This is a genomic window from Carboxylicivirga sp. M1479 (genome assembly GCF_007097485.1).
Classification (GTDB): Bacteria; Bacteroidota; Bacteroidia; order Bacteroidales; family Marinilabiliaceae; genus Carboxylicivirga.
Genome location: NZ_VKDE01000015.1, coordinates 63107 through 76142 on the forward strand (window position 1 = coordinate 63107; position 13036 = coordinate 76142).

At 37.7% G+C, this 13036-nt stretch carries 9 protein-coding genes; all 9 read right to left on the reverse strand.

Features of this window, described 5'->3' with window-relative positions:
* Positions 1-1018: 1018 nt before the first annotated feature.
* The 9 genes from FNN09_RS10230 to FNN09_RS21125 all read right to left on the reverse strand — a co-directional run bounded on the left by FNN09_RS10230 (position 1019) and on the right by FNN09_RS21125 (position 12923).
* Entirely contained in the window at positions 1019-3397 is a 2379-nt protein-coding gene (locus FNN09_RS10230; protein WP_143302129.1) for an arylsulfatase, read from the reverse strand.
* Positions 3398-4082: 685 nt separating this feature from the next.
* Positions 4083-5102 (reverse strand): DUF481 domain-containing protein, encoded by a 1020-nt coding sequence (locus FNN09_RS10235; protein WP_143302131.1) that lies wholly within the window; start codon positions 5100-5102, stop codon positions 4083-4085.
* A gap of 126 nt (positions 5103-5228) precedes the next feature.
* On the reverse strand, positions 5229-6401 hold the full coding sequence (locus FNN09_RS10240; protein WP_143302133.1) for a BamA/TamA family outer membrane protein: 1173 nt from the start codon (positions 6399-6401) through the stop codon (positions 5229-5231).
* A gap of 30 nt (positions 6402-6431) precedes the next feature.
* Positions 6432-7460, reverse strand: coding sequence for a transporter (locus FNN09_RS10245; RefSeq protein ID WP_143302134.1), 1029 nt, complete (start codon positions 7458-7460; stop codon positions 6432-6434).
* Between the two features lie 281 nt (positions 7461-7741).
* Positions 7742-8848: a hypothetical protein gene (locus FNN09_RS10250; protein WP_143302136.1), complete on the reverse strand. Its 1107-nt coding sequence runs from the start codon at positions 8846-8848 to the stop codon at positions 7742-7744.
* Between the two features lie 130 nt (positions 8849-8978).
* Positions 8979-9815, reverse strand: a complete 837-nt coding sequence (locus FNN09_RS10255; RefSeq protein WP_143302138.1) for a hypothetical protein — start codon at positions 9813-9815, stop codon at positions 8979-8981.
* Between the two features lie 71 nt (positions 9816-9886).
* Positions 9887-11296 carry an arylsulfatase gene (locus FNN09_RS10260; RefSeq protein WP_143302139.1) on the reverse strand — a complete coding sequence of 470 codons (1410 nt, stop codon included), beginning with the start codon at positions 11294-11296 and terminating at the stop codon, positions 9887-9889.
* 953 nt (positions 11297-12249) lie between these two features.
* The gene (locus FNN09_RS10265) at positions 12250-12681 is read right to left on the reverse strand and encodes a hypothetical protein (protein WP_143302141.1); all 432 of its coding nucleotides are present in this window, start codon (positions 12679-12681) and stop codon (positions 12250-12252) included.
* Positions 12639-12923, reverse strand: a complete 285-nt coding sequence (locus FNN09_RS21125) for a hypothetical protein (protein WP_185968959.1) — start codon at positions 12921-12923, stop codon at positions 12639-12641. Before FNN09_RS21125 ends, FNN09_RS10265 begins: the two co-directional genes overlap by 43 nt.
* Positions 12924-13036: the final 113 nt, after the last annotated feature.

Sequence of the window (13036 nt, forward strand, 5' to 3'; positions counted from 1 at the left end):
CAAACTAACTCGTCAAAACCAATTAGATACCAATTTGTATTGCATCGTTTTTGAACGCAAAATATTCGTCTGCTTTTATGCTTTAATTTGCTACAGCACAAAAAAAGACATTAAACACCTAATATTTAAGTTGTTTTCCTTGGTTTTAAAGTATGTATTCCATGCTTTTTACGACAGGGTTAACCTTATCTATGGTGCCTTACGAATTTATTTCCAACACTATACAACGCATTAAAATAACATAAATACATATGAAATAAACAAAGAGTCAGTATCCATTACTGATAATGCGACCTTACTTATTCGACAATAAATTCAGATATAACAAGACCTTTATGCACTGTTGTATTTTTAACGCATAGCACCATACGGTAACTATATTTAACAGGAAATAATTCAATAGCACCAATTGATATTAATCAGGTATATTTTAAAATATCCTGTAATAAATTGTTTTTTAGCGAATAGACAACACCGAACTAAAGGTAGATGTAGCTGTGTAGTACAAAACTAACCTTTATGTACCAAAAACTCTGTTTCTAAATGATAGTAAATCACAATAAATAATTATTGATTATAAATTATATGGTAATATTTTCAGCAATCCCTACCTCTTATCTCTAATATGGTTTGATTTACTGATATAATTACAGCTTAAATGTGTTTTACTTTTAAAGTCACCTTAATGGTACGGTAGTATTACCCATTGTAGTTTTTTTTACTTACGCTTAAAGTGCATAGAAATTGCAATTAGTATAATCCTTGGATATCAAAGCTCCAGCTCCGGGATTTCGTCGTACTAGAGTTAGGTCTTCTACGGCTTAACCACGCTCGCAGCGAGGTTGTACCGCAAACAGGCACTAAGCTGGAACGAGGAAGCTAGCTAGCAGGGCACTCATATATTGATCTTATTAATTGCCACGGAACTAAGATATATTATTGGATAATATCACAAAAAAGTGGCGATTTATTAAGCATGTACTTAATAAATCGCCACTTCTATAAAGGTATTTTATACCTATTCAGGTATACTCACCGTTACTTTATTTACATATCCAGTAAATTTTGAATCTTTTAAATTTTTAAATACTAAATCAGCAACCTGAGTAGCATCGTCCATTCCTACATCAGCCGTTTCGTCACCTGAGAATACGGCCGGCTCAGTTTTTTCAACCCGACCTTCAGCAACTTTTTTACCATCCACATAAAGTATGGCATTACCTCCTTTACCAGTTCCACCACCATCGTAATCAAACTGTAACTTTATCTCAGCATTCTTATTGCTTATCTTTTTATTCGATTTAATGGTGTAACGTTTTAATCCAAAATAGTTATAGGTATAAGCAGGATAGCCATTATCCATATAAACAGCCCAACCACCGAATTTACCACCTTGACAAAGAATAATCCCCCGGTCATTGCCTTTAAGGTTTACATCAGCAACAATGGTTTTTGATTTGTTTTTCACATTTATAAAGGTATTTTCCATGATACCTTCCATTCCATGAGACAAGGTAAGTGATTTACGTTTACCCATTAAATCTGGTCTTCCGGCAAGTTCAGCATTGAACCGTTCATACAAGCGATCATCCAATGGATATACATTATTAGCAATAGCTTCTTTTTCAAACAAGGCTTTCATTTCTGCCAGCTTATCTGGATATTCAGCAGCCAGGTTATTGGTAAGGCTAAAGTCTTCTTTAACATTGTACAGATCCCAAACATCGTTCTGCAAGGTATTGAGTGGCTTATTTTTCCATGCCGGTCTGTGAATCACACGTGCTAGCCACCCTTCATGATATATTCCTCTATTTCCTGCTATTTCAAAATATTGAGTAGTATGGCGCTCAGCTGCATTTGCATTTTTAATGGCATAAAGCAGACTTACACCATCCATTGGCTTTTGCTCCACTCCGTTAATTGTTTTAGGAACTGGCAGCTTAGCTGCTTCCAATATTGTTGGAACTACATCATTAACATGACTAAATTGAGTTCTGATTTCTCCTTTGGCACTGAACCCTTTTGGCCAGTGTATAACTACGCCATTTCGTGTACCTCCAAAATCACCAGCAACCTGCTTGGTCCATGAAAATGGTGCGTTGGTTGCAACAGCCCAACCAGCAGCCATATGTGGGAAAGAATTAGGTCCACCCCAATCATTTTCTCGCTTCAACATCCCTTCAATTGTTTCTGCACCAAATATTCCATTAAGGCTTATTAACTCATTATACGTTCCTTGCATACCACCCTCAGCACTTGAGCCATTATCTCCCATGACGTATACAAATAGGGTATTATCCAATTCACCTATCTCGTCAATGGCATTCACTAATCGCCCTACTTCAACATCGGTATGTTCAACAAAACCGGCAAAGGCTTCCATTTGTATTGCAAATAATTTTTTCTCATTGGCGCTTAAGGACTCCCAGTCTTTAATATCTTCGGGTATTGGAGCTAACTTGGCATCCTGAGGTATAATACCCATTTTTTTCTGTCGTGCAATGGTTTCTTCTCTTAGTTTTTGCCAACCATCATCAAATTTACCTTTGTATTTATCTATCCATTCTTTAGGTGCATGATGAGGAGCATGCACTGCTCCAGGCGCATAATAAATCATAAACGGCTTTTCGGGTGTTAGAGCCTGCTGAAACTTCACCCACTTAACAGCTTCATCCGTCATATCAGTTGTAAAGTGATAATCGGGATTATCTTTTTTGTGTACCTTGGTAACGCCATCAAAAATTACAGGATCCCATTGATTGGTCTCACCACCAATAAAACCATAAAACTTATCAAAGCCTGAGTTTGTAGGCCAGCGGAAATAAGGACCGGAAACAGAAACTTCCCAGGTAGCTGTTTCGTGCCATTTACCAAAGGCTGCTGTACTATAGCCATTTTGGCGTAATATCTCAGAACCGTATTTTGCATTATCGGGTCGTATGCCCTGATTACCAGGAAAACCAGTGGCTATTTCCATGACCGAACCAACATTCACATTGTGGTGATTTCGACCAGCTAGCAATGCTGCTCTTGTAGGTGAACAGAGGGCGGTTGTGTGAAAATGATTAAACCTAACACCATTATCGGCCAGACGATCAAAGGTTGGTGTATTAATAGCACCTCCATAAGCAGTTGTTGCACCAAATCCAATGTCATCAATTAAAACCACAACCACATTTGGCGCACCTTCGGGTGCCTTAATCTCAAAAGGCTCCGGTTTGGTTGCATCTCTTGCATCCATTACTGTAATGGGTGCCATCGCAGGTGGCTGGATAGGCAGATTTGTACGGTCAAGCCCATTTTTGTGCTTTACTTCAGCTTTTTGTTTCCCATCAGGCGTACTGCAAGAAACAAATACCATCATTAAAACTAATAAATTTAAAAACACTCTTTTCATAGCGTTAGTTATTTTATGAATATTAATCTCGTAAATAATTAACAATCATCGGTATCTATTGTTTTTCAAATCATAAGGTAATTATACCGTTTACTTATCAAGATGCACCTTTAGTGCATTTCATTTCTTAAGCCACCTTGAAATTGTTTCGGCATTGTACCGGCGCAGTTGAATTTAAATTGCTTTTAGAAATGTTAAATATGAGGTACACTTATTTCCTTGCCACTTTGACTACATCATCTGCTCGCCTTTGCATGCTAACAGCTCCGGGCCATCTAGTGGTCTGCTTCGGTACAACCTCGCTCCCAGCGAGGTTGTACCGAAGCAGGTACGAAGCAGGTACGAAGCAGACCCGATGGAGAGACGACAAGGGATCGATGAAATACCGAATAATTCTCTTTCAGCTATTGAAACTCTTTGAATTGTAGCAATAAAAAATCAGACTCTAGCAGTGTGTCGGACTTATACATTTAAGCATCTGAGAATCGAATAGTTCGACCTCAGTCTCGAATAGGGTTCAAGAAAAAAAGCTAAAAAGAGCCTAAGTCCGACAGGCTCCTAGGCTTTCGTAAGCCAATTTTCTGTAAAAGAATTTATACAATTAATTGATTATAATACATTTTTAGTACCTGAGTAGAGACTTTACCGAATAGAAATCTTTAAACTGGTGAAAATTCAAATAGCACTAAAATTTATATTCAATGCCCAAAAGACCAATTGCCCAGTCAGACAAAGGATCATCCGAATTCAATGGACGATTGTCAAAATCATGATAAAAGGTCCACTTAAAGAATAAATCATTCAACACCTCCCAACTAAGTGTAGATTCTAAATTGGTTCTAAATCTTCCAAAATTATTAATACTTGGATAAACAGTGCCCTTAAAGTAGAACGATAATTCTGGAGAGCTGTATTTATATACGGTGAAATTGAGTGAAAGTGCTCCTTCCAGGTTGAATGTGGAATTATCAGATGTTGTTTCTCTGTTTGTATTCAAACCGCCAGCAACATACATAACTGAATGATTAGTGTAGATTAGTGTATTTCCAAATCCCAGAACACAGTTGGTTCGTAACTGCAAGTTAAGCTCAGAATTGCTTTCAGCAAAAAGATGACTAATAAAAAACCATTTTCTAGGTAGGAGTCTAATGTAATGGATACCACCATTTTGTTTTTCATTTTGATTTTCATTTTCCCGTTCAGTAAGAACGGAATAGTTAATCTCAAACTGATTCAAGTTATGCCGATACAGAATATTCCCTGCAAAATTAAACCTTCCCAATTCACTCGCCTTGGTATAGCTAAAACCCGAACTTATTTTACCATCAAAACGAGTTAAGAAATTAATGTCATCAGGTGCAATGGTTGCAATGTTAATATGCTTCAGAAGTAATGGAGTCATATCATCCTTAAGTAGTATAGCCACCTTTGGTTTTCTTGTTGGCCTAAGGGTTCCAAATAAAACTCGTCCATCGGAATGTTCAATACGAATTCTTTGCTTTATGTAGATACTATCAATTTCACTCCATTCGATCTTGATTTTTCCGGCATCATCGGTAGAAAACTCAAGGAGGTTGTTCTCCATTATTTTAACTTCTCCGGTAATTTTATTGCCGTTCTGAAAATATACAGTGTCAATTTTAGCTGCTGTAACTAACTGAGTGATGAAAATAAATATTACTAATAGAAATTTGTGTTTTTGCATATAATCACTTTGTAATAAACTTAGCCTTACTTCTAACTTTAAAAGCCGAATCCAAAATTCAATTCTGCCAAGAATAGCGCCGAAAACCAGGTTGAATCTAATATATTCGAAACCATTATTTATGAACTAAAAAGCCTCCTGTATACCAAAGTAAATTCCATGATTACCTCCACTTCCAAGTCCAATATCCATTCTAAGATTTACTTTCTGTTTTTTATTAAAGAGATACCTTAATCCAACTCCGCCACTATATTTCATTGTATTGAAGTTATATTCAATCATCGAATTAGAAACGTTACCTACTCCTCCAAAAGCCACAAAACCTAATCGCTTCCATATATATTGACGATACTCTAACTGCATCATACCGTAAAAATTGTCGCGATAGCGCCCACTGAAATAGCCTCTCATTCGTTTGGGGCCTCCTAAGGAAGGAAGGTAGTAGAACGGTGCATCTCCTGTAGTTGATTGAACATAAAAATTCATCGCAAAAACATGATCAGGGGCAACAGCTACGAATCCTTTCACATCTAGTTCTAACAAAGAAAATAAATAACCGTCCACATCAGGGTAAAAAACTAATTTAAAATATTGGTAAGCTCCATTATTTGGGAAAAATATATTATCTCTTGAATCCCAAACCAAGTCGCTTCCAATACCGAATATCTGTCCTCCGGAATTGCCGTTAATACTATCTGATAAAAGCAGCTCATTACCTTTTTTATCGACTATATCAGTGTGGTTATAATCTAATATTATTCCTGTTCTGTCGGCCGAAAATAGCCAGGGCGGTATTTGCACCCCTATCATGACGGCAAATGTTTTTTGTGAGTAGTCCGCATTATCATTGTTGGGTGCATCATCGCCGATCCCCCAAAATTTATTGATAAAGAAACCATAGCTCATTGGAGCAGATATATAGAGTTTATTCCTCAATAAGTACAACTCGGGACTAAGGCTAATTTTATATTGCTTATTAGTTGAATAATAACCTCCAAATCCTAATTTAGAAGGTTTAAGTTCGGCACTGGTCCCCAGGTAGGAAATAAAGATGCCTCCAGCTCCAACTGCAAATTGTGATTCTGGCGTATAGAAGGCATAGGGGTACCCATTAAAAGATTTTCTTTTATCACTTAAGTCATGGTTATCCTTTAAAACTCTTTCAATTATTTTATCAGAGAGAGTATCTGTGATATTTGGATTTTGTGCCCCGACTTGCAACCAAAACACACTAAATAAGAGTACAAGAAGAACCCGTACTCTTAAAAGAGAATAATTTTCAGCCAATACATTTTTCATATTCTGGTTTGGTTCAAAAAAGTGTTACTATTAATTGCCTGCCTTTGCCCTTAAAAATTGAGGAGCCCAAATTAATTGCACCTGTAACGCGTTGTATTTAAAGTGCTGCCGAATTGAATAGTTTGTTGTCCATTTGGCATTTACATAAAACGCTTGCTTAACTGGCCAATACCCTACACCTACGCCTACAGTGCTGTACCTGTCTTTATAGTCTGTATTCCAATACACATCATTACCAGAATCTTTACTCACCTGCCAGGTATGCCCTCCTTGTATTGTTACATCCAATCGCTCCGACAAATATTGACTTAGTCCGTATTCAATCGTATACCTATTTCCTGCTCTCACATCAGCATCTTTAACTTTACTATGAGTTTCAAAAGTATTGCCAATAAAAACTGCAGAAGCTTTTTGTGGCATCAAATAAAAATAGTTAAATACCTGAAAGATATGGCTCCAATATCCTAAACCAATATTATCGTCAGCACCTGTTTCATATCGTCCTGTTGGAATTGAGGCAATGTAACCTGCAGTAAGATCCATTTTGTCATTTACATTTGACCAGGTAAGTAAAACAGGAGCAACCATTAGGTCTCCAATGCCTCCAGCTCCACCCGAAACAGATCTGTTGCCATTAGGCAGTCCCTCAAGTGTGGCTCTAAAATCAGCTGTTGCATAATAGGGAGATAAAACACCAATATACCGGGCATTACCTAAAGCTTCAATTTCGGGAGATACATAGGCTACCACCAAGGCATTTATGTATCCAGAAATATCTGTATCGATTGGAATGGATCTACCTTCGGGATCTGGAATCAGATCGATATTATCTACTGAATTTCCATGCTTGTTAATAAATTTGTTTGCATTGAAAAAGAGATTATAATTAACTATAGCAACACCAGAAAAGCCTGGATTAGCATAGTCCCGAGGATTAATTATTCCGGGAAGATATGCTCCTGATTGCAGTGGAGACGGCAAGGGTTCAGTAGGTGCCTGACTCTTTATAATCGGAGATATCAATGTCACTAAACCAATTAATATGAAATATTTCTTCATGTTTTGAATTTTTATACTGTCACTTATCAGGGAATTCGCTTTTAAGCATTTTAACCACCTCCCCAATTCGTGGTACTCCTCCTTGGCAAGGAGGAGAGGGATGAAAAACCGTCCCCTTCTGAATTTTAGGAGGGGTGCCGACTGGCGGGGTGGCGTAATTAGTTTTAAAAGCAATTTCCCTGTGTCACTTATTAATCATTTGGATGTATTCAATGGAAAGTTTTAGTTTTTTTCTTTAAACAGCGCATCAGCCCAAATTGCCATTAATAAAAGACATTGGGTTATAAACCAAACCTGTATTGCAGTCCTGTCATAAAAAACTTCTGATCATTTCGATAGCCTATCTCGCCTCTGATCATCCAATTCTCAGTCATTTCAAAATTATATCCAATTTGTGTGCTCCAATTTTCAACAATTTCCTTTTTTATGTCATAGTTTATAGCATCAGCATTATCTACCCTATTTTGGGCGTATGTAAGTCTTGCGTCTCTAGCGTATAATTCAGCTAATTTGTCATCTTTACCTGGCGTGGCATCAGGTAAGCTTTCCCATAATACTATTTGTTCGTCATTTATGACTGTTAAGCCATCAATAGCTCTGCTCATCGCTTCGTCTAATTCTGGCACACCTATAGATCCTGTGTTATTTTCCTTGTTGACAAAATCACGATACATGGCTCCAAAATAAATAGATAGTTTCATGTTGTTTTTAAAAACTATTCTGCGTCCGATACGAGCCGAACCGACGAAGAAAGTCACTGTTTGTTCAAGAAGATCAGATGTTGACCATGATATATTACCATCAACACTCGCAAAGTAATCGTTAATGCCATAAACAGCTGTAGAGCCAAAGCCAAAAGAATTAGTGGAAAATGTTACCTCATCTACATCAATTGGTTTTTCCAGAGTTCTGATCTCCATTAGGTTCCCATTGGGACCCAAATCAGTCTCCACCACTTGTGGTTGGAAGGATACTTTAGTTGCTGCACTGTTTCGTGTGTACAAGCCATAAAAGTTCAAAAATGGAAATATCCATGCATCAGCCCGGATATTAATTCCATTAGCTGTTGCAAGGGTTTCCGTAAAGTTTAGGGTTTCGGGGTTTAGAATATCATCCAGATTTTCACCATCATAAAAGTTCATGCTAAAATGAGTTAAATCTAGTGTCATTTGGTTGTATACATAGCTAACGTTAAAACCAAATGGCAATTGTAAATCAATATTCCGATCTGCAACCTTTTGTCCCCAGATAGGCAATACATATGGGTATTTTTTAGCAGCTATACTGTCTTGAACGGCATCCTGTTTTTTACCCAGAGCAATACTTGTGCTCGAACAATATAGAATCAAAAACAGTAGCACTACTATATTTCTAAAGGCTTTTTTCATCGTTATTTTTTTAATAAATAAGATACGAAACATGCATGAACGTCAATTATACCTGAGTATAATTGAAATTCATGCACTTCGCGTATTTCATCAGTACATGTCGTTTATAAGACCAAGCAATATCGCTTATTTATCGCCAAATAAATTTAAGACCAAACTCGCAGTTCCAATCGTAAGGGCGGTCGCTTCCAACTCCAGCACCAGGTCTTACATAAACACTAGCGCCAGGTAAGGCTTTAATCATGTAGCCATATTCCACTTCGACCAATGCAGGGAACTTATCAGTGTCGTGATCAATAATTACTTGTGGATCAATAATTAACCAATTGGCACCTTTACCCAAAAGCCAAACAAAGTATAAATCTATCTGGCTTCGGCTAATTTTATTATTATCTCCGCCGTCCATGTCGAATAAATACTGATAACCTGGAGCAAAAAGACTACCTTTTCCAAGTAAGCCTGGAAAAACGAAAAATAAGGTTGGAGCAAGTACATTGGCATTAAAACCTAGGGTTTCATGGCTGGCCGTATTAAAAGTTGCTTCAAGTCCTGGAACAATAATCATCTTAGAACTTGCATAAGCCATCCATAATAAACGTAAATCCATGTCGCCAATACCCGATACGTTTGCATTGTCTAGCGGACCACCAACGCCGGCTATATTTAAATCCCTATACCTAAAGCGCATTCTTGTTCCGAATTTCTTCCCTAAGTTGTTAAGCATGTGGTCGTTTTCAACACCTGATGCTTTTGCCAGGTCTTTGCCCAGGGGCCAACGAAACTCAAAGAAATTTGTTAGGTATGAACCTGCTGCATTTGGTAATTCTGCCATTTCAGAATAAAACCTTGTATCGTAGGTGAAGTTTGCCGGGTTTGTACCCGTATTATCTTTTTTTTCTTGTGAGTGGCATACGTTTGCAGCAAGAACGACTATGATTGTCAGAAAATATCTTCTCAATTGTTTCATCTTTGTTGTTTTTAATTGATTACATCAGAACATTCTTCTGTACTATGATAAGAGTTATATGGTGTTATTTGTTAATCTGCTTGTCCTGCTTTTATTGGTGGATTCTTCTTCAATGAAATAACATGTTCCTTTAATTGATTTAAGGCAGCTTTAGGCACCCATGTATGAGGGAATAAAACATTTGTTTTTTCCTGAGGGTCGTCATATAGGTTGTAAAGCCTTGGCATGGTATAGGTTGTCATCTCGCCATTCCACGAGTTTTGTTCTTTAAAGTGGAGTTTCCAGTTTCTCCATTTTACGGCAAAAATATCATTGCCCATATACACTATAAAGCCCTCTCGACCTGATTTGTTTGTATTCCCTAAAAAGAACTCGCTCATATCAACACCGTCAATTACACGGTCATTTGGTACTTTACCACCGGCAAAATTGGCTAGTGTAGGGAATAAATCCATGGCATGCACAATTTCATCGCTAGTTTTTCCAGCTTGAATTTTACCCGGCCAGCGAACCACAAAAGGTACTCTAAGCGCTCCTTCAAAACCTGTAAAAAGGCTTCCTCTCCATGGTCCTGGAGAGCCGTTTATAGCTGTTTCAGCTGTCATGCTAGTGCCCCCAAAATCCATGGCTTCAGGGCCGTTATCAGCAGTAAAAATAAAAATAGTATTGTCGGCCACACCTAAATCATCAATCTTATCCAGTAATTCACCTGTATAACCATCAATCTGTAGCAATAAATCAGCCCAGCGACCATTCCCTGTTTTGCCATCATAATCGGGATGTGGCATCGTTGGAAAATGAGTGGCTGTATATGGTAAATATACAAAGAATGGTTTCTCAGCCTTAACCTGCTTTTTCATGAATTTCATGGCCTTATCAGTTAAGTCCCGATCGATTAGTGGTCGATACTTTAGATTGTAAGGCTTCACTTTTTTTGGAGTTTCCCCCTTCTTACTTTGCATCACATAGGTTACTGGCACACCGCTTTCTGCAAATCCTGTCATAGATGAATATGGTGACTCATCTGTGGAATTTGGAATGCCATACCATTCGTCAAATCCCTGATCGGTTGGAAATCTTCCGGGTGTGCGGCCTAAATGCCATTTTCCAAACATGCCAGTAGCATAGCCTTCATCTGACAACATTTCGGCCATTGTAATCTCCCATCTAAGAAGACCATAGATGCCATCGCCAACAGGCACTGTGGCGTTACCACTTCGTATTGCATAGCGCCCTGTCATTAGCGTTGAGCGTGAAGGCGTACACTGAACCTCAACATTAAAGTTAGTAAGTCTCAGCCCTTCTTTAGCTAGCTGATCCATACGTGGTGTTTCGGTACCTCGGATTATTCCGCCGCCATTAAAACCAGGTTCTCCATAGCCGAAGTTGTCAAGGAAAACAATTACAATGTTGGGCTTCTCTTGTGCAAAGCTATTTATTGCTATAAGCAAGAAAAGAATCATGATTGATACTAGTTTCATAATAGTTAATTTTTTGATTAAAAATGTTAGCTTGAAGTTTAAATGGTTCAATATGTATTCTAGTGGGTAAATAAATTAAAGTATTGTTATAAATGTCCTAAAGCCGGACGGGCTTTTCATTTTTGGCTTGACCCAAAAACGAAACAAAAAAGTCAAGACTGCCTATAAAAAGCAACTGATTTATTTAGTGTTTTTAAGTGCGGCCGGGTGATCTTCGAACAAGTTCTCAGCTTCCCGGTCTTACTAATTAACACCTTCTAAATACATTACTTTTTATAGGAGGCCATTGGTAAGAATTACTCGAACATGTTAGTTCTTTCTAATACCCACTATAAATCATACAGAGCCGTTTAAATGTACTAGTGTGTTAAATTTTAATAACTAAATTTTAAAAAAAAATTTAGTTAAAGTCAATTCATGCATCCCTTAATTATTATCAATTTGACTATTCAAGAGTTTAAGGACTTAGCTATTATTTTCTAAATAAAACTAAACAACATGAATTATTTAATTTAATCTGATGTGGATTTATTCCCTAACTCTTGGGACAGAAATGAAATTATTTCAACGCAAACGTTATTTAATGCTTCGGAGCTTACTCTGGGACAGGGAATTCGCTTTTCAGCATTTTAAACACCTCCCCACTTCGTGGTACTCCTCCTTGGCAAGGAAGAGAGGGATGAAAAACCGTCCCCTCCTGAATTTTAGGAGGGGTGCCGACAGGCGGGGTGGTATAATTAGTTTTAAAAGCAATTTCCCTGTACTCGGGGAGCATTCATTTAGTTTTCGACGTAATTTTTTATAACATACTCATAAAGGGGCTTTCAAAGATTGGTCTTGTAATCAATACTACGTAATAGATCTATAAAATCGATGCATTAAAAACGCATTTTTAAAGCCAGCTATGAAACTGTCAATGATACCAGAAACACCTAAAATGCCATAATTTTGTTCTAAAAGGGGAGAAAGCTGATTACATTGGCCTTGCGAGTATTTTCGTGCAAACGCCAAAGTTTGTCATAGGCTCCATCATCTCGTGGTTTATCATCTTTTGGCTTGTTAAAATGCCAGTAATCCAAATCATGAATGTAAGCCCCTTCACCGTGTACCAGGTCACCAAAAGCTCCCTGACGTGCCATGTTCAAGGTCAATAACTCAAAGAAATTATAACAGCAGTTCTCCAGTTTCACACAATGCTTCTTATTCTGTTCCGATACTTCAACCATCTCCCAACATTCGTCCATGGTTTTAACTGTTGACACCTCAACAGCTGTATGGCTTCCACCTTTCATAGAGGCAATGGCCACCGGCACCTGCCCTTCCCAATGGTGTGCAATGTATACTAAATCAACCAAACTACTCTCACATAAATCTTTAAAAGCCAAATCACTACCTTAAACCCCTTGGCTTTTGACAAACCAGCCTTAGCCAACGAAGCCTGTGCGCCATCCAAAGCTGTTGAGAGGCTATCGTAAATGGCAATTGCCAGATTCTGAAAGTAAAAAGCTTTGGGATGAAAATCAAAGCTATTTAAAAGATACACGTTATCACAAGGACATGAAGCCGTTTGAATTACTAGATGCGGCAATTCAACGAACAGATGGGCAAATTTTACGTTTGTTACCATTGGTGAATTGAGAGCATTTAGAATAAGGAATATACGTTTATTAAGCCGTTTACTCTGTGCTCGTGCATTTAGTAAATGACGTAATGTGATAAGTATTGCTAAAATACCAGTCT